Here is a 19,936-nt window from a genome sequence, read left to right as displayed (position 1 = left end):
AAATCTAAAGAAATAACAGCGGCAAAATTGCACAATTAACAAAATATTTAAAATTAATAGTCATCTACTTGCACACTTTTCATAATTAATTTGAATTTTGTGTTTACTTTTGCAGTCTAAAATTTTGATCATGTATAGAAGTCATAATTGTGGCGAGTTAAACGCCTCAAATATTAATACGGAAGTTACACTAGCGGGTTGGGTGCAAAAATCACGCGATAAAGGATTTATGAATTGGGTTGATTTACGCGACCGTTACGGAATTACACAACTTATTTTCGACGAAAGTCGTACTGATAAAACTGTTTTTGAATTGGCAAAAACGCTTGGTAGAGAATTTGTAATTCAGGTAAAAGGAACTGTTATTGAGCGTGAAGCCAAAAACAAAAACATTCCGACTGGCGAAATCGAAATTTTAGTTTCTGAATTAAACATTTTAAATGCAGCTTTAACGCCTCCATTTACAATTGAAGATGAGACTGATGGTGGAGAAGATATCCGAATGAAATACCGTTATTTAGATATCAGAAGAAATCCTGTAAAAAACAGTTTGTTATTTCGTCATAAAGTAGCGATGGAAGTTCGTAAATATTTATCTGATTTAGATTTTTGCGAAGTTGAAACTCCTTATTTAATTAAATCTACTCCTGAAGGAGCAAGAGATTTCGTTGTACCAAGTCGTATGAACGAAGGACAATTTTATGCTTTGCCACAATCTCCACAAACTTTCAAACAGTTATTGATGGTGGGTGGAATGGATAAGTATTTCCAAATCGTGAAATGTTTCCGTGATGAAGATTTACGCGCAGACCGTCAACCGGAGTTTACACAAATCGATTGCGAAATGGCTTTTGTGGAGCAAGAAGATATTTTGAATGTTTTTGAAGGATTGACAAGACATTTATTAAAAGAAATCAAAGGTATTGAAGTAGATAAATTCCCAAGAATTACCTACGACTATGCTATGAAAACATACGGAAATGACAAACCGGACATCCGTTTCGGAATGGAGTTTGGTGAATTAAACGAATTTGCACAACATAAAGATTTTCCAGTATTCAATACTGCAGAATTAGTAGTGGGAATTGCAGTTCCTGGAGCAGGAAATTATACCCGAAAAGAAATTGACGGATTAATTGACTGGGTAAAACGTCCGCAAGTTGGAGCCTCAGGAATGGTGTATGCAAAATGCAATGACGACGGAACTTTTAAATCGTCTGTAGATAAATTTTACGATCAGGACGATTTAGGACAATGGGCAAAAATTACAGGCGCAAAACCTGGCGATATGATTTTTGTACTTTCTGGTCCTGCAAACAAAACACGTGCACAACTTTCGGCACTTCGTATGGAATTAGCAACTCGTTTAGGATTACGTAATCCAGCTGAGTTTGCTCCGTTATGGGTTGTAGATTTTCCATTATTAGAATTAGATGAAGATAGTGGCCGTTACCATGCAATGCACCATCCTTTTACATCTCCAAAACCAGAAGACATGCAATTATTGGAAACAGAACCTGGAAAAGTTCGTGCCAATGCTTATGATATGGTATTAAATGGAAATGAAATTGGAGGAGGATCGATTCGTATTCACGATAAAGCAACACAACAATTAATGTTCAAATATTTAGGATTTACCGAAGAAGAAGCAAAAGCGCAATTCGGTTTCCTAATGGATGCTTTTCAATTTGGAGCACCACCACACGGAGGTTTGGCATTTGGATTGGACAGACTTGTTGCTATTTTAGGAGGTCAGGAAACAATTAGAGATTTTATTGCCTTCCCGAAAAACAATTCTGGTCGTGATGTTATGATTGATGCACCTGCAACAATTGATGATGCTCAACTAAAAGAATTACATATTAAAGTTGCTATTCAATAAAAACTTTAAAGAATTTTAAAATACAAAACTGCAATTATCATTTAATTGCAGTTTTTTTTATTTCTTTTTTGTAATCTGGACAAATTCTTAAAAAACATAACAAACAAGAGGCTTTACAATAATTACTTCAAAATTATTGCACAAAATAAGATAATTGTCAAATTGACCTTAAACTGAGGTTAATTTTTCTTAGTTCGTTTCCTACAATTAACGATTCTCAATTAAAGCACACCTGTAAAGGATTTGATGCAATATAAATAGCGAAAAGACTGTGAATCAATAATTTTTACAAAAAATTAACACCTTATTGTCTTTTGTATGAATTTATATCTTACATTTGCTTCATTATAAATTATTATTACAATTACAATGCGTACAGGTACAGTAAAATTTTTCAATGAATCTAAAGGTTATGGATTCATTACAGACGAAGAAACAGGAAAAGATATCTTCGTTCACGCTTCAGGAATTAACGCGGAAGAATTACGCGAAGGTGACCGTGTAAGCTACGAAGAAGAAGAAGGAAGAAAAGGGAAAGTTGCTGCTAAAGTAGCAGTAATCTAAGAAAAATATAGCAATTTATTTTTTTTGCCTCTGAATGGTTTTAAAACGTTTCGATTTATTTCGAAACGTTTTTTTTTGCTCAAATCTTAAAAAAAACTTAAAATAGTTAGCTGTTATTTATAATCAATAAAAATTACAATTATAAGCCCTTTTGTTACACACTTAAATCCTTTTTTAGCTTGTGATTTACAGAGTTGAAAGTTATCTTTGTGGCTTATTCTTTAAGTAAAAACCCTAAGTTTATGCAATCTGATCAATACAGTTACATTCCTATTTTAATGCAGTTCATTTTAGCTGTTGGTTTTGTGGTAGGAACAATCATAATTTCCGGAAAATTAGGACCAAAAAGAACCTCAGAAATTAAAGACAAGAACTTTGAGTGCGGTATCGAATCTGTTGGTAATGCCCGTATTCCGTTTTCAGTAAAATACTTTCTGGTAGCTATTTTGTTCGTGTTATTTGATGTAGAAGTAATTTTCCTTTATCCTTGGGCAGTAAACTTCAAGGAATTAGGAATAGAAGGAATGTTAAAAATGATTGTTTTCATGGCACTTCTTTTAGTTGGTTTTTTCTATATTATCAAAAAGAAAGCTTTAGACTGGGAATAAGGAATTTTAGATTTCAGATCTTAAATTTTAGATTATTTAGAATTTTAGATTTGAAAGACAATTTCTCAAAATATAATATTGACTTTTAAAATATTGATTTCGATTTACAAGATTTACAAAATCTAAAATCAGATATCTAAAATCTAAAATAAAATGAGCGATTCAAATGTAAATATGGTTGCGCCGCCAGAAGGAGTTGTAGGTGAAGGTTTCTTCGCTACAAAACTAAATGACGTTGTAGGTTTAGCAAGAGCCAATTCATTATGGCCATTACCTTTTGCAACTTCATGCTGTGGTATCGAATTCATGGCTACAATGGCTTCACATTACGATTTAGCACGATTTGGCTCTGAGCGTGTAAGTTTTTCTCCTCGTCAGGCAGATATGTTAATGGTAATGGGAACTATTTCTAAAAAAATGGCACCTATTTTAAGACAGGTTTACGAACAAATGGCTGAGCCTCGCTGGGTAATTGCAGTTGGAGCTTGCGCCTCATCAGGTGGAATCTTCGATACTTATTCTGTTTTACAAGGAATTGACAAAGTAATTCCGGTTGACGTTTATGTTCCGGGATGCCCGCCAAGACCAGAACAAATTGTTGATGGAGTAATGAAACTTCAGGAATTGGTAAGAAGCGAATCTGTTAGACGCAGAAGCTCTCCAGAATACCAAGAATTACTAGCTTCATATAATATTTCATAAGATGGCCTTAGAAAATACCCTGATTCAAGATAAACTTACAGAAACATTTGATGCAAGTGTTTTTAACTTTCAACAAGAAAGAGATATTTTTTCTATAGAAACAACAGCTGATAAAATCACGGCTTTGATTCTTTTCCTGAAAAACGATTCCGATTTACGTTTTCACTTTTTAACCGATTTATGCGGTATTCACTATCCGGACAATGAGACAGACCGTCAGTTTGCGATAGTATACCATTTGCACAACTGGTACGAAAACAAACGTATCAGAATCAAAGTATATCTTAATGGTGAAAAACCAGAGATAAAAACCATTTCGAATATTTTCTTAAGCTCCAACTGGATGGAAAGAGAAACATACGATTTCTTCGGGATCAACTTTATTGGACATCCACAATTGAAACGTATTTTGAATATGGATGAAATGATCTCTTTTCCAATGCGAAAAGAATTCCCAATGGAAGACAGCGGAAGAACAGATAAAGACGATAGATTCTTTGGAAGAACAACAACAAATTGCTAAAAAATAAATAATTCAACATTATAAAATGTCAGAACTATTATTACCACCAGAGCATCGATATGCTAAAATAATACAGGAGAAACTAAACGACGACGGAAGTGAACTTTCTGTACTGAATTTAGGTCCAACACACCCAGCGACACACGGTATCTTTCAAAATATCTTATTGATGGATGGAGAGAGAATTCTTGAGGCTGAACCAACTATTGGTTATATCCACAGAGCATTCGAAAAAATTGCCGAAAATCGTCCTTTCTATCAAATTACGCCTCTTACAGACCGTATGAACTATTGCTCCTCTCCTATTAATAATATGGGATGGTGGATGACTTTAGAAAAATTGTTAAATATTGAAGTTCCTAAAAGAGCGCAATATTTAAGAGTAATCGTAATGGAATTAGCCCGTATTACAGATCACTTAATCTGTAACTCAATTTTGGGTGTAGATACTGGTGCCTATACTGGTTTCTTATACGTTTTTCAATTTAGAGAAAAAGTTTACGAGATCTACGAAGAAATTTGTGGTGCTCGTTTAACAACAAATATGGGAAGAATTGGTGGTTTCGAAAGAGACTGGTCGCCAGAAGCTTTCCGCAAATTAGATGTGTTTTTAAGAGATTTTCCTGTCGCCTGGCAAGAATTTGAAAACTTATTCGAAAGAAACAGAATTTTCCTTGACAGAACTGTAAACGTTGGTGCAATCTCAGCAGAGCAAGCCATGGCTTACGGATTTACAGGTCCTAATTTACGTGCTGCCGGAGTTGATTACGACGTTCGTGTTGCACAACCTTATTCTTCTTACGAAGATTTCGATTTTATTGTTCCGGTTGGAAAATCAGGTGATACATACGATCGTTTCTGTGTTCGTAATGCTGAAGTTCGCGAAAGTTTAAGCATCATTCGTCAGGCTTTAGACAAAATGCCAGCCGGAAATGAATATCACGCAGAAGTTCCTGATTATTACCTCCCTCCTAAAGAAGATGTTTACACTTCAATGGAATCTTTAATTTATCACTTTAAGATTGTAATGGGAGAAGTTCCTGTACCAGTTGCAGAAATTTACCATCCTGTTGAAGGAGGAAACGGAGAATTAGGATTTTACTTAGTTACAGACGGAAGCAGAACTCCATATAGATTACATTTCAGACGACCTTGCTTTATTTACTATCAAGCATATCCAGAAATGATTAAAGGCGCTTTATTATCAGATGCAATTGTTATCCTTTCAAGTTTAAATGTTATTGCAGGAGAATTAGACGCCTAAAAAAATTGTTGATTTTAGATTTTAGAATGTAGATTGAAAAATCTAAAAATAATAAATCTAAAATCTAAAATAAAAGAGATTGCAGAATATGGATTAAGGACAAAGATTGAAAAATCTAAAATCTAAAATCTAAAATCTAAAATAAAAATGGAACGTAAACATTACAAACAAGAAATAAACATGACTGAAGCATTGATGACTCGCATCAATGAATTGATCAGTCATTATCCTGAAGACAAAAGAAAATCAGCTTTGTTGCCTGTTTTGCATGAAGTGCAGGATGCGCATGATAACTGGTTGAGTACTGAGTTGCAGGATAAAGTTGCTGAAATTTTGCACATCAAACCAATTGAGGTTTATGAAGTGGTTACTTTTTACACCATGTACAACCAAAAACCAATTGGAAAATACATGTTCGAATTCTGCCAGACTTCTTGTTGTTGTTTAAATGGTGCTGAAAATTTAATGGATTATACTTCTGAAAAATTAGGCATTAAAATGGGAGAAACAACTCCAGACGGAATGTTTACTATTGCCGGAGTAGAATGTTTAGGTGCTTGCGGATATGCTCCGATGCTGCAGCTTGGTGATTTCTACAAAGAAAAATTGACAGAAGAAAAAATCGATCAGTTAATCGCTGATTGTAGAGATGATAAAATAATATTACACGATAAATAAGATGTCACAGAAAATATTATTAGATAAAATCAATGTTCCGGGTATTAAAACCTACGAAGTATATCGCCAAAATGGTGGTTATGCTTCTGTAGAAAAAGCTTTAAAAACACTTACGCCAGACGAAGTTGTTGAAGAAGTAAAAAAATCAGGACTTCGTGGCCGTGGTGGTGCGGGTTTCCCTGCCGGAATGAAATGGAGTTTTATTGATAAAAAATCAGGTAAACCAAGACACTTAGTTTGCAATGCCGACGAGTCTGAACCAGGAACTTTCAAAGATCGTTATTTGATGGAATTTATCCCTCATTTATTGATCGAAGGAATGATTACTTCTAGTTTTGCCTTGGGTGCTAACCTTTCGTATATCTACATTCGTGGAGAATATATGTGGGTTTACAAAATTTTAGAAAGAGCAATCGCCGAGGCTAAAGCTGCTGGTTGGTTAGGGAAAAATATATTAGGAACAGGTTACGATTTAGAACTTTACGTTCACTGTGGAGCCGGAGCTTATATTTGTGGTGAAGAAACTGCACTTATAGAATCTTTGGAAGGTAAAAGAGGAAACCCTCGTATTAAACCACCTTTCCCAGCGGTTTCTGGACTTTGGGCTAATCCAACAGTAGTAAACAATGTTGAAACTATTGCAACTGTGCCCTGGATCATCAACAACTCTGGAGATGATTATGCAAAAATCGGAATTGGACGTTCAACCGGAACTAAATTAATTTCTGCTTCAGGACACATTAAAAATCCGGGAGTTTACGAAATTGAATTAGGATTAAGTGTTGATGAATTCATGAATTCTGATGAGTATTTAGGTGGAATGTCTTCTAGCAGACCTTTGAAAGCATTTGTTCCCGGAGGATCTTCAGTGCCAATTTTACCGGCTGAATTGATTTTCAAAACAGCAAATGGCGAAGACAGATTAATGACTTATGAATCTTTAAGTGATGGTGGTTTTGCTACCGGATCAATGTTAGGTTCTGGAGGATTTATCGTTTATAATGATACTGCTTGTGTAGTAAGAAACACTTGGAATTTTGCACGTTTTTACCACCACGAATCTTGCGGGCAATGTACGCCTTGCCGTGAAGGAACAGGTTGGTTAGAAAAAATCTTGTGGAGAATTGAAAACGGTCAGGGCCGTGAAGAAGATATCGAATTATTGTGGAGTATTCAAAGTAAAATTGAAGGTAACACTATTTGCCCGCTTGGAGACGCCGCTTCCTGGCCAGTAGCAGCAGCGATCCGTCACTTTAGAGATGAATTTGAATACCACGTTCGTTTCCCTGAAAAAATTAAAAACAGAGAGCATTTTGTTGCTGAACCTTTCTCGCAAGTGAAACATTTGGTAGGCAAATTAACAGTATAAAAAAGTTTCAAGTTTCAAGTTTTTTTAGTTTCAAGTGAAAACCTGAAACGTGAAACCTGAAACTAAAAAAACAAAATTAAGAGATGAAAGTAACCATAGACGGTCAAAGTATAGACGTAGAGCCAGGAACAACGATCCTGCAGGCTGCACGTATGATTGGTGGAGATTTGGTACCGCCAGCCATGTGCTATTACTCAAAATTAAAAGGCAGCGGCGGAAAGTGTCGTTGTTGTTTAGTTGAAGTTGCTAAAGGTAGTGAAGCTGACCCAAGACCAATGCCGAAATTAATGGCATCTTGTGTAACAGGATGTATGGACGGAATGGAAGTAAACAGTAAATCTTCTGACAGAGTAACGGAAGCCCGTAAATCTGTAACAGAATTTTTATTAATCAATCACCCACTTGATTGCCCAGTTTGTGATCAGGCTGGAGAATGTGATTTGCAAAACTTAAGTTTTGAGCACGGAAATCCGAAGTCGCGTTTTATTGAAGAAAAAAGAACATTTGAACCAGAAGATATTGGTCCAAATATTCAACTACATATGAACCGTTGTATCTTATGTCAAAGATGTGTACAAGTTGCAGATCAATTAACAGACAACAGAGTTCACGGAGTATTAGATCGTGGAGATCACGCTAATATTTCAACAGGAATCTCAAAAGCTATCGACAATGAATTCTCTGGAAATATGATCGATGTATGCCCGGTTGGAGCATTAACTGATAAAACTTTCCGTTTCAAATCAAGAGTTTGGTTCAACAAACCTTACAATGCACACAGAGAATGTACAACTCCGGGATGTTGTGGAAAAACTACAGTTTGGATGTTTGGTGGTGAAATTCAACGTGTAACAGGTCGTAAAGATGAGTACCATGAAGTTGAAGAGTTCATCTGCAACTCTTGTCGTTTTGATCACAAAAATGTAAATGACTGGGTTATTGAAGGACCAAGAGAATTTGAAAAAGATTCTGTTATCAACCAAAATAACTACACTCAAAAATTAGAGAAAGTAGAAATTGATACTGAAAAAACTATCCTTATGGGTAGAGATATTGACCGTAAAAAAATTAGTATGGCTGAAATTCCATTAAACACTAACAACAAAATTTCTTAATGATGGTAGATGGTACGTTTATTATAGAGAAAAGTGTTGTAATTGTGGTGGTCTTTGCTATAACAATGATTATGGCGATGTATTCTACCTGGGCTGAACGTAAAGTTGCGGCTTTTCTTCAGGATCGTGTAGGACCAAACCGTGCCGGATGGGGAGGTTTATTACAACCACTTGCTGACGGTATGAAATTATTCTCAAAAGAAGAATTTGAACCAAACACGCCAAATAAATTTTTATTCGTTGTTGGTCCGGCAATTGCCATGAGTACTGCTTTGATGACCAGCGCTGTTATTCCGTGGGGAGACAGATTGCACGTTTTTGGACGCGATGTTCTTTTGCAGGCGACAGATGTAAATATTGCTTTATTATATGTTTTCGGAGTAATTTCTGTTGGCGTTTACGGAATCATGATTGGTGGATGGGCGTCAAACAATAAATTTTCCTTGATGGGAGCAGTTCGTGCGGCTTCACAAATGGTTTCTTATGAAGTTGCTATGGGATTGTCAATGATTGCCTTATTGATGATGACCGGAACTTTAAGCTTAAAAGAAATTTCTGAGCAACAAGCAGGAATGAACTGGAATGTTTTTTATCAGCCATTATCCTTCTTAATTTTCCTGATTTGTGCTTTCGCAGAAACAAACAGAACACCTTTCGATTTAGCAGAATGTGAGTCTGAATTGATTGGAGGTTATCATACTGAATATTCATCCATGAAAATGGGATTCTATTTGTTTGCCGAGTATGCTAATATGTTTATCTCAGCAACTATTATTTCTGTATTATTCTTTGGAGGATATAATTATCCGGGAATGCAATGGATGGTAGAAAATGTTGGAGTTAATGTAGCTAACGTTTTAGGAATTGCGGTTTTATTTGCCAAAATATGTTTCTGGATCTTTTTCTATATGTGGGTACGTTGGACGATTCCAAGATTTAGATATGACCAATTAATGAATTTAGGCTGGAAAATTTTGATTCCGCTTTCAATCGTTAATATCATGATTACAGGGGCTGTAATTTTAAGACATGATATCGCAGCCTACTTAGGATTTTAATACCTGAGTGCCCTAGCCCCGATAGAAGCGGTATCCTTTTATGGTGGGGTTCACCATAAAAGATACAAGCGGATAGCGGGATTAGCTACAAATTAAAAATAAAACAGATTTTGGATTTGATTTAACCGTCAAATTATGAATCGTAAATCATACAGTAAAAAATGTCAATAGAAACTATATCATTATCGGGTAGAAAAAAGATGGTCTCAAACAAAGAGATGACTTTTTGGGAGCGATTGTATCTTGTGGCGATTGTGAAAGGATTGTTTATTACACTTAAACACCTTTTCAGAAAAAAAGTAACCATTCATTACCCAGAACAAGTACGTGAAATGAGTCCGGTTTATCGTGGTCAACACCAGTTGAAACGCGATGAGCAAGGTCGTGAAAACTGTACAGCTTGTGGATTATGTGCCTTATCATGTCCTGCTGAAGCAATCACTATGAAAGCTGCTGAACGCAAACCAGATGAAAAACATTTATACAGAGAAGAAAAATACGCTTCGATTTATGAAATCAACATGTTAAGATGTATTTTCTGTGGTCTTTGTGAAGAAGCTTGTCCGAAAGATGCCATTTATTTGACAACTTCAAAAGTTTTGGTTCCTTCTAGTTATGAAAGAGAAGATTTCATTTTTGGAAAAGACAGATTAGTTATGCCTCTTGACGTGGCGATCAAAAATGCTCAACTTAATAATGCTAACTAAATGATACATATTCCTGATTTTGCACACGCAACAACTGTACAAATTATATTTTGTTTCTTAGCGTTTATTACGGTGATGACCGCATTTTTGACCATTTTTAGTAGAAATCCAATTCACAGTGCTATTTATTTAGTGATCTGTTTCTTTTCAATTGCTGGTCATTATTTATTATTAAACTCTCAATTTTTGGCTATCGTACATATAATAGTCTACTCCGGGGCGATTATGATTTTGTTTCTGTTTACGATTATGTTAATGAATCTAAACGAACGCCATCAGGTGCACAGACCTAGAATTACTCGTTTGGGCGCTATTGTTTCTTTTTGTTTGATTTGCATTGTATTGATTGCAATTTTCATCAATTCTAAACCGATTGTTGGAGAATACGATTCAACTGGAGAAGATTTTCAATCTATAAAAGTATTGGGTAAAATATTATTGAACGAGTATATGGTTCCGTTTGAATTTGCTTCGATTTTGCTTTTAGTAGCCATGATTGGAACAGTATTATTGTCTAAAAAAGAAAAATTAAATAAATAATGGGTAATATATTAAATCAAATAGGTATTGAAAACTACATCTTTTTAAGTGTTGTACTTTTTTGTATTGGTGTTTTTGGTGTATTGTACAGACGAAATGCTATTATCGTTTTCATGTCTATCGAAATCATGTTGAATGCAGTTAACCTTTTATTTGTTGCTTTTTCAACGTATCATCAAGATGCACAAGGACAAGTTTTTGTGTTCTTTTCGATGGCAGTTGCTGCAGCAGAAGTTGCGGTAGGATTGGCCATTTTGGTTTCTATTTTTAGAAATTTAGGCTCAATTAGTATCGATAATTTAAAAAATTTAAAAGGATAAATGGAAATGGATACCAATTTAGCTTTAGTCTTAGTTTTATCTCCTTTTTTAGGATTTTTAATCAATGTTTTTTTCGGGAAAAGCTTAGGAAAAACAGTTTCGGGTATTATCGGAACAGTTGCCGTAGCAGTCTCTTTTGTGGTTACTCTTATACTTTTTAATCAAATTACTTCAACTGGAAAAGCCATTCAGGTAACTTTATTTGACTGGATCCAGATCAGTAATCTTCATATTGATTTAGGATTTTTATTAGATCAATTATCTGTTCTTTGGTTGCTCTTTGTAACCGGTATTGGATCATTGATTCACTTATACTCGATCAGCTACATGCATGACGATGAGAATATGCATAAGTTTTTTGCGTATTTAAATCTGTTCGTATTCTTCATGATTACACTTGTAATTGGAAGTAACTTATTAGTATTGTTTATTGGTTGGGAAGGTGTTGGACTTTGTTCGTACTTATTAATTGGATTCTGGCATAAAAACCAGGATTACAATGATGCTGCGAAAAAAGCGTTCATCATGAACAGAATTGGAGATTTAGGTTTGCTAATCGGAATGTTCATTATTGGTTCAATGTTCTCCACTTTAGATTATGCAACTTTAAAAACAGCGATCGCCGGAGCAACAAACCTTAACATACCTTTGCTTTCGTTAGCCGCTTTATGTCTGTTTATTGGAGCTTGTGGTAAATCAGCACAAATTCCATTATATACCTGGTTACCTGATGCGATGGCTGGACCGACTCCGGTTTCTGCATTGATTCACGCAGCAACAATGGTTACCGCTGGTATCTTTATGGTAACAAGACTAAACTTTGTATTTGATTTAGCTCCAGACGTTCAGACTGTAATTGCGATTATTGGAGCTGTGACTTCATTAGTAGCAGCAACAATTGGTCTGGTACAGACAGATATTAAAAAAGTGCTGGCCTACTCTACTGTTTCTCAATTAGGTCTAATGTTTTTAGCGTTAGGTTTTGGCGCTTATGAAGTAGCCGTTTTTCACGTAATCACGCACGCTTTCTTCAAAGCTTGTTTGTTCTTAGGATCAGGATCTCTAATTCACGGATTACATGGCGAACAAGATATGCGCAAAATGGGTGGTTTGCGTAAAGCAATGCCAGTCACTTTCTGGACGATGTTGATTTCATCATTAGCAATTTCAGGTGTACCGTTTTTCTCTGGTTTCTTCTCTAAAGATGAAATTTTATTAACGGCTTTCCACCATAGTATTCCATTATATGTTATTGGCTCTGTTGCTTCAATCATGACAGCATTTTACATGTTCAGATTGATGTTCCTTACTTTCTTTAAAGATTTTAGAGGAACTGAAGAGCAAAAACATCATTTACATGAAAGTGATGGATTAATTACTTTTCCCTTAATCATTTTAGCCATTTTGGCAACTTTTGGAGGTCTAATCAGTCTTCCTGGAAATAGCTGGTTAAATGAATACTTGGCTCCACTTTTTACAAAAGTGGCGGGAGAAGAACACCATTTAGGTACAACAGAATATACTCTTATGGGAGTTGCTGTTTTAGGTGGATTGATCGGTATCTTGATTGCTTATATTAAATATTTCAAACAAGATAATGTTCCTGAATCAGATGAAAACATCACTGGTTTAACCAAGGTTTTATACTACAAATATTATGTAGACGAAATTTACGATGTCCTATTTGTACGCTCAATAAACGGATTGTCAAAATTCTTTAGAGACTATGTTGAAACTGGTTTATCAGCAGTTGTTTTCGGATTAGGTAAAGTAACTAATGAACTGGCTTTTCAAGGTAAAAAATTACAAAACGGAAGTATCGGATTATATCTATTTGCTTTTGTTTTGGGTCTTTGTGCCATTATTTCCTATATATTTTTAGCTCAATAATTTTATAACTATGAACGTTTCTCTTATATTAATTATTCTTTTAATTGGTGCATTTGTCACTTATTTTGTTGGTGATAAACTAGCATCAAAAGTAGCTTTGTTCTTTAGTTTGGCAGCTTTGGGCTGTTCGGTTGTCTTGTTAAACCATTTTTGTGCTGGTGAAAACATCAGCGTAATTAATGCGTGGATTACACAACCTAAAATTTCATTTGCTTTAAATGCTGATGGATTGGCAATTGCTATGCTTTTACTAACGGTAGCTTTAACGCCAATTATTATATTCTCTTCTTTTGGGAATGAATATAAAAATGCAAAAGGCTTTTATGCTTTAATCTTATTTATGGCTTTTGCAATGACAGGAACTTTTCTGGCGGCAGATGGTCTTTTATATTATATTTTCTGGGAATTAGCTTTAATTCCGATTTACTTTATTGCACTTATTTGGGGTAATGGAGATGCTGAAGAGCGCAGAAAAGCAGTGATTAAATTCTTTATTTATACACTTGCCGGTTCATTGTTCATGTTAGTAGCTTTCATTTACCTATACCAAAAGGCAGGAAGTTTCTTAATCGACGATTTATACAAAGTAAACTTATCTGCTAATGAGCAGCTTTGGATATTCTTAGCTTTCTTTTTAGCTTACGCAATTAAAATTCCAATTATTCCTTTTCATACCTGGCAGGCTAATGTTTACCAAAAAGCGCCCACAGTTGGAACTATGCTTTTATCTGGTATCATGCTAAAAATGGGATTGTATAGTGTAATTCGTTGGCAATTGCCAATTGCACCTCTTGCTGCAAAAGAATACATGAATATTTTCATCGCTTTAGGAATTGCAGGTGTAATCTACGGTTCAATCGTTGCATTGAGACAAAAAGATTTAAAAAAATTATTGGCTTATTCTTCTCTTGCTCACGTTGGATTAATTGCTGCGGGAACTTACACACTAACTGTTGATGGTTTACGTGGAGCCGTTTTACAAATGATCGCCCACGGTTTTGTTGTAGTTGGATTATTCTATGCTGCAGAAATTATTTACAGAAGATTTCAAACAAGAAACATTTCAGAAATGGGTGGTATCCGTACGCAATCGCCAAAATTCACTTCTATGTTTTTAATTTTGGTTTTAGCCTCTGTGGCTTTGCCAAGTACTTTTAACTTCGTTGGAGAATTTACGGTTTTGTATAGTCTTTCACAAATCAATATTTGGTTCGCCGTTCTGGGTGGAACAACTATTATTTTAGGAGCTTATTATATGCTAAAGATGTTTCAAGGTGTAATGTTAGGAGAAACCAATTCGAAAACTTTTGCAGATGTATCTGTTAATGAAGGAATTTCATTAGTAGTAATTATTGCTGTTTTAATTTTCTTCGGATTTTATCCAAAACCAATTACAGATTTGATTACACCAAGTTTAGAAACAATTTTGAGCGTTATCAATAAAAATTAATATTTTAAATAAAAATAAATTAGGACATCTGTAGTTTGGATTTCCTAAATCAAAAAAGCAAAAATGAATACATTAATAGCTATAACAGGATTGGGTATTTTCTGCCTATTATTTGAAATTCTTAATTTAAGAAAAGCCATTGTTCCCATTACCATTTTGGGTTTATTGGGTGTGTTGGCACTTAATTTTTCTGAATTTGGATCAACAGAAAGTTACTACAACAATATGATCACAGTGAGTAAATTCTCTACTGCGTTCTCATCATTGTTCATTATCCTGACCATTTTCCTGGTTGCATTAAGTCATAATTTCTACGAAAACCATCCAACCAAAATTTCAGATTTTGTTGCTATAAAAGTATTTTTATTAGCTGGAGGAGTTGCAATGGTTTCTTTTGGAAACTTAGCAATGTTTTTCTTAGGAATCGAAATTCTGTCAATTGCTTTATACGTACTTGCTGCAAGTGAGCGTTTGAATTTAAAAAGTAACGAAGCTGGTATGAAATACTTTTTGATGGGATCTTTCGCATCAGGAATTATTTTGTTTGGTATCTGTTTGATTTACGGTGCAATGGGAAGTTTTGATGTTGTTGAAATCAGCGAAAGTTCTTTATCTGCCGAATTACCAATCTGGTTTCCTATTGGAATGGTTTTAATGGTAATCGGAATGTTGTTTAAAGTAGCTGCAGTTCCGTTTCACTTTTGGGCTCCGGACGTTTACGAAGGATCACCTGCTCTGACAACTGCTTTAATGAGTACTTTGGCAAAAGTAGTAGCGATTGCAACATTATATAAACTAATCTCAGTATTGAATTTAATTCCATCACTTGAAAATCAGGATTTATTACCAACTTTTGAAAACATTGTGGTTATCATTTCTATTGCTTCTATGACAGTTGGAAATATAATGGCATTGCGTCAGGTAAATGTAAAACGTATGTTGGCATTCTCCGGAATCTCGCATGCAGGTTTTATGTTGATGACTTTATTGACAATTGCAACTTCAGCAGGAGTTTTATTATATTACACAGCTGCTTATGCATTAGCGGGAATTGCTGCATTTAGTGTTATTTTATATGTTTGCAAAAATCAGGATAACGAAGATATTACCAACTTTCACGGTTTAGGAAAAACAAATCCGCTATTGGCTGCAATCTTAACGGGTTCCTTATTATCGATGGCCGGTATTCCAATTTTCTCTGGTTTTTTTGCTAAATTATTCTTGTTTAATCAAACCATTCAGTCAGGATATATTGCTTTAGTTATTGTTGCTGTTATCAACTCAATTATAAGTGTTGGGTATTATTTCAAACTAATTTTAGCCATGTACTCTAAAGAACCAAATCAGGAACGTACCGGAAAACCATTCCTTATCTATGCTGTTGCGATAGTTTCAATAGTATTAAATATTGTTTTAGGTTTATTCCCGTCTTTAGTTTTAGATTTATTGAAGTAAAAATTTCATCAAAATAAATAGAAGTCCATCAAGAGTTTTTTTGATGGACTTTTTATTTTAAAGCCTTTTTAAAACAAAGAAAATTTCATGTTAAAAATTTTAGAGAAATAATTGCACTTCAAAAAAACTCCATATATTTGAGTACAATTAAATGTATTAGAAATATGAACTTCAATTCAAAAAATCCATTTTTAAGCGACAAGCGTTTTTCATCAAATGCTGTTTCAAAAGCTGAAGAAGTGCACGAAGCAAAGATTATTGATTACAATCAGGAAATGACTTTGTCAGGTACTATCAATAAAACAGCTATTTTGTTTTTAATTTTAACGGCTGGTGCTATGGTAACATGGTGGATGGCATTTAACGGAATGAACCCAATCGTACCTGCTTTTGGAGGTGCCATTATTGGTTTAATTCTAGTTGTTATATCTTCTTTCAAACCTCAGCTTTCACCTTATTTAGCTCCAGGATATGCCTTATTTGAAGGTTTATTTATTGGAGGAATCTCTGCTATTTTTGAAATTAAATATCCTGGAATCGTTATTAATGCTGTTAGTGCAACTTTAGTAACCTTCTTAGTTTGCTTAGGTTTATATAAATTTAAAATTGTAAAAGTTACAGAGCAATTTAAATCTGTAGTTATTGCTTCTACACTGGCGATAGCGACTTACTATTTGTTTTCATGGTTAGCTTCTCTAATTTTTAATTTCACTCCCGTACATTATGGCAATGGTATGATGAGTATTGGAATAAGTGTATTTGTAATTATTATTGCAGCATTAAATCTTTTCTTAGATTTTGACCAGATCGAAAAAGGAGTTCAGCAAAGAATGCCAAAATTCATGGAATGGTTTGGCGCTATGGGCTTAATGATCACCTTAGTTTGGTTATACGTTGAATTTTTAAGATTACTGTCGAAATTATCAAGTAAAGACTAATTTTACTTTATACTATATTTTAAAAAGCCTTTTTGAGTTTCAAAAAGGCTTTTTTTATACATTCTTTTTTCCTTCTTTAGCACAGTGCTTCTGGAAAACAAATTAAATTTTCAAATGAAAATTCCAAAAAAGTAATCTATTTAATTCTTTTTTACTGAAAATTCACTGCTTTAAAAAATAAAAAAGTAATCTTTTTCATTCAAATAAAAATTATTCTCCTCCTCAATAAATTTCAATAAAAAAAGAGCTTTTTTTTAAAATAGACTTGTTCGTTATATTTAAAAAACCGAGTAAAACTAAGACTTTTCGTGCTTTATTTTTTGTATGTAATAAGTTACAATTAGTGTAATTAATTACATAATTACAGTTTCAAGATATATATTTTTACACTATATGTTTTTTTATTCTAAAAATATTAAGAATTTAAAAAATTCATATACTTTTGTGTAATCGATTACAATTAAAATTAAAAGTGATCGACAAAAAACCACTTTAACTATTTTAACCACTTAAACCAAAACAATTATGAAAAAAAACCTACTTTTTCTGACTGTGTTTTTTATTACTATTCAAATTTGGGCACAACAAGTTCAAATTAATGAAGCATCCGGCTGGCTGGAGTCGGCTTTTGTAAAATGGCAACCTGTTAGCGGTGCCCAAACGTACAATGTCTACTACACCGGGCAAGGAGTGACTGACAAAAAAATTGATGATCAACTGATCAGAAGTTACGGAAATTATTTCCGTGCTGATATCCCAGGGCTACAAGCCGGAACTTACACAGTCAAAGTAAAACCTGTAATTTCAGGCGTTGAAGGGACTGGAAGTACGACAAGTAATCTTACTGTTATAGCACAAGATCGTAATGGCTTCGCTTTTGACGGAGGTCGTGTTCCCGGAGGATACAAAGCTGATGGAACACCAAAAGACAATGCTGTAATACTTTACATTACACAAAATACCAAAAACACAATTTCAATGAACATTACTGGCGCAAGTGCAAATCCTTGTGTTGGACTGCAAAATATTTTGTATGCCATCAAAAAAGGAAAAGACACTCGTCCGTTTATCATTAGATTAATTGGAAATATTACGGACATGACCGTTATGGAAGGCGGAGATGTTGTAATCGAGAACGCTAATAATGCTGCAAGTTATGTTACCATTGAAGGCGTAGGAACCGATGCTGTAGCTAATGGCTGGGGTGTACGTATTAAAACAGCTTCTAACATAGAAGTTAGTAATCTTGGATTCATGAATTGTAACAGTACTGCAGGAGATAACGTTGGAATGCAACAAGATAACGATCATATTTGGGTTCATAACTGTGATTTATTTTATGGAAATGCAGGAAGCGACGCTGATCAAATTAAAGGCGACGGAGCTTTAGATAATAAAGCTTCGACATACATTACCTTGTCATACAACCATTTCTGGGATAATGGAAAAGCGAGCCTTTTAGGATTAAGCGAAGGAACCACAACTGGCTTATATATTACGTATCACCATAACTGGTTTGACCACTCTGATTCTCGTCATCCTCGTGTTCGCTACTACTCTGCTCATATTTACAACAATTATTATGATGGTGTTTCAAAATACGGTGCCGGTTCCACGTTGGGTTCGTCGCTATTTGTTGAAGGAAACTATTACAGAAATAGCAAACATCCGATGATGACTTCTTTACAAGGAAGTGACATCTGGGATGAAGCTAATCAAGTTAATAATGCCGGAACTATGGGAACCTTTTCTGGAGAAGATGGAGGGTCTATCAAAGCGTTCAACAACACTTTTGATGCTTCAAATGGAACAAACAATATGCGTTTTGTTGCTTACAATGATCCGAATCCTTTATACAACATCTCAGGGAAAATTAGTTCAACAACTGATTTTGATGCATACGTGGCAACAACAAGAGGCGAAACCGTAAGCAGTGCAGTTAAATCTAAATCTGGAGCAAACACGTATAATAACTTTGATACCAATGCAGCTTTGTACGTAAAAAACTTAGTTGTGGATCAGCCTGCCGCTGCCAAAACAAAAACAACACAGTATGCCGGCCGTGTTTCAGGAGGAGATTTAAAATGGGTTTTTGATAATAGTGTAGACGATACATCTTCACTTGTTATTGCAGCTCTTAAATCGGCATTAACCAATTATACAGGAACATTAGTTGCTGTTCAGGGCGAAGGCAATCCGCCAACAAGTTCTCAAACATTAACTTCTACTGGAAACAACAATCAAACTGTAACTAGCGGAACTGCAATTGCTTCAATTGTATTTACCTGGGGTGGAGATGCTACAGATGCTACTGTAACAGGCTTACCAGCTTCAGGAATTAGTTTTGTAAAAAACACTACAGCCAAAACAATTACAATTACAGGAACTCCAACTGCAACATTATCCTATTCAATTGCAACTACAGGAACCGGAACTCCGGCTACAGGTTCAGGAACAATTACGGTTACACCAGCAGGAAGCCAAACCTTGACCTCTACTTCAAACAATAACCAAACAGTAGCAAGTGGTACTGCAATTGGCTCAATTGTTTTTACCTGGGGAGGAAATGCAACTGATGCTACAGTAACAGGATTGCCTGCTTCAGGAATTAGTTTTGTAAAAAACACTACCGCCAAAACGATCACAATTACAGGAACTCCAACTGCAACATTATCCTATTCAATTGCAACTACAGGAACCGGAACTCCGGCTACAGGATCTGGAACAATTACGGTTACACCAGCAGGAACACAAACCTTGACCTCTACTTCAAACAATAACCAAACAGTAGCAAGTGGTACTGCAATTGGCTCAATTGTTTTTACCTGGGGAGGAAATGCAACTGATGCTACGGTAACAGGATTGCCTGCTTC

At 34.9% G+C, this 19,936-nt stretch carries 18 protein-coding genes; all 18 read left to right on the top strand.

The features are described 5' to 3' along the window. Positions 1-130 precede the first annotated feature (130 nt). Positions 131-1,882: an aspartate--tRNA ligase gene (aspS, locus tag B0A65_RS14325; protein WP_074662569.1), complete on the top strand. Its 1,752-nt coding sequence runs from the start codon at positions 131-133 to the stop codon at positions 1,880-1,882. A 369-nt stretch (positions 1,883-2,251) separates the two neighbouring features. Beyond that, complete coding sequence (locus B0A65_RS14320; protein WP_007137066.1) at positions 2,252-2,446, top strand: cold-shock protein; 195 nt, start codon at positions 2,252-2,254, stop codon at positions 2,444-2,446. A 242-nt stretch (positions 2,447-2,688) separates the two neighbouring features. Further along, entirely contained in the window at positions 2,689-3,054 is a 366-nt protein-coding gene (locus B0A65_RS14315; RefSeq protein ID WP_074662566.1) for an NADH-quinone oxidoreductase subunit A, read from the top strand. Between the two features lie 153 nt (positions 3,055-3,207). After that, entirely contained in the window at positions 3,208-3,756 is a 549-nt protein-coding gene (locus tag B0A65_RS14310; RefSeq protein WP_056189678.1) for an NADH-quinone oxidoreductase subunit B, read from the top strand. Position 3,757: 1 nt separating this feature from the next. Further along, entirely contained in the window at positions 3,758-4,279 is a 522-nt protein-coding gene (locus B0A65_RS14305) for an NADH-quinone oxidoreductase subunit C (protein ID WP_074662563.1), read from the top strand. 25 nt (positions 4,280-4,304) lie between these two features. Then, entirely contained in the window at positions 4,305-5,543 is a 1,239-nt protein-coding gene (locus B0A65_RS14300) for an NADH-quinone oxidoreductase subunit D (RefSeq protein WP_074662560.1), read from the top strand. A gap of 147 nt (positions 5,544-5,690) precedes the next feature. Next, positions 5,691-6,221 carry a complex I 24 kDa subunit family protein gene (locus B0A65_RS14295; protein WP_074662557.1) on the top strand — a complete coding sequence of 177 codons (531 nt, stop codon included), beginning with the start codon at positions 5,691-5,693 and terminating at the stop codon, positions 6,219-6,221. A gap of 1 nt (position 6,222) precedes the next feature. Further along, the gene (gene nuoF, locus B0A65_RS14290) at positions 6,223-7,590 is read left to right on the top strand and encodes an NADH-quinone oxidoreductase subunit NuoF (RefSeq protein ID WP_074662554.1); all 1,368 of its coding nucleotides are present in this window, start codon (positions 6,223-6,225) and stop codon (positions 7,588-7,590) included. 83 nt (positions 7,591-7,673) lie between these two features. Further along, a complete protein-coding gene (locus B0A65_RS14285) occupies positions 7,674-8,705 on the top strand; it encodes a 2Fe-2S iron-sulfur cluster-binding protein (protein WP_074662550.1) in 1,032 nt (343 codons plus the stop codon). After that, positions 8,705-9,763 carry an NADH-quinone oxidoreductase subunit NuoH gene (gene nuoH / locus B0A65_RS14280; RefSeq protein WP_207556439.1) on the top strand — a complete coding sequence of 353 codons (1,059 nt, stop codon included), beginning with the start codon at positions 8,705-8,707 and terminating at the stop codon, positions 9,761-9,763. Before B0A65_RS14285 ends, nuoH begins: the two co-directional genes overlap by 1 nt. 161 nt (positions 9,764-9,924) lie before the next feature. Beyond that, a complete protein-coding gene (locus B0A65_RS14275) occupies positions 9,925-10,470 on the top strand; it encodes a NuoI/complex I 23 kDa subunit family protein (RefSeq protein WP_074662542.1) in 546 nt (181 codons plus the stop codon). Beyond that, complete coding sequence (locus B0A65_RS14270) at positions 10,471-11,010, top strand: NADH-quinone oxidoreductase subunit J family protein (RefSeq protein ID WP_074662539.1); 540 nt, start codon at positions 10,471-10,473, stop codon at positions 11,008-11,010. After that, positions 11,010-11,330 carry an NADH-quinone oxidoreductase subunit NuoK gene (nuoK, locus tag B0A65_RS14265; protein WP_026982591.1) on the top strand — a complete coding sequence of 107 codons (321 nt, stop codon included), beginning with the start codon at positions 11,010-11,012 and terminating at the stop codon, positions 11,328-11,330. The genes B0A65_RS14270 and nuoK overlap by 1 nt, the downstream gene beginning before the upstream one ends. 6 nt (positions 11,331-11,336) lie before the next feature. Next, a complete protein-coding gene (gene nuoL, locus B0A65_RS14260; RefSeq protein WP_074662823.1) occupies positions 11,337-13,220 on the top strand; it encodes an NADH-quinone oxidoreductase subunit L in 1,884 nt (627 codons plus the stop codon). A 10-nt stretch (positions 13,221-13,230) separates the two neighbouring features. Beyond that, the gene (locus B0A65_RS14255) at positions 13,231-14,670 is read left to right on the top strand and encodes a complex I subunit 4 family protein (protein ID WP_074662535.1); all 1,440 of its coding nucleotides are present in this window, start codon (positions 13,231-13,233) and stop codon (positions 14,668-14,670) included. A 63-nt stretch (positions 14,671-14,733) separates the two neighbouring features. Further along, positions 14,734-16,125 (top strand): NADH-quinone oxidoreductase subunit N, encoded by a 1,392-nt coding sequence (locus tag B0A65_RS14250; protein WP_074662531.1) that lies wholly within the window; start codon positions 14,734-14,736, stop codon positions 16,123-16,125. Positions 16,126-16,289: 164 nt separating this feature from the next. Then, positions 16,290-17,063, top strand: coding sequence for a Bax inhibitor-1/YccA family protein (locus B0A65_RS14245; RefSeq protein WP_074662528.1), 774 nt, complete (start codon positions 16,290-16,292; stop codon positions 17,061-17,063). 525 nt (positions 17,064-17,588) lie between these two features. Further along, positions 17,589-19,936: pectate lyase family protein (locus B0A65_RS14240; protein ID WP_242670287.1), on the top strand; the 2,348-nt coding region annotated here is incomplete at its 3' end.

The organism is Flavobacterium frigidimaris (assembly GCF_002217275.1).
GTDB lineage: Bacteria > Bacteroidota > Bacteroidia > Flavobacteriales > Flavobacteriaceae > Flavobacterium > Flavobacterium aquidurense.
This window is presented reverse-complemented; position numbering and strand designations above follow the sequence as displayed.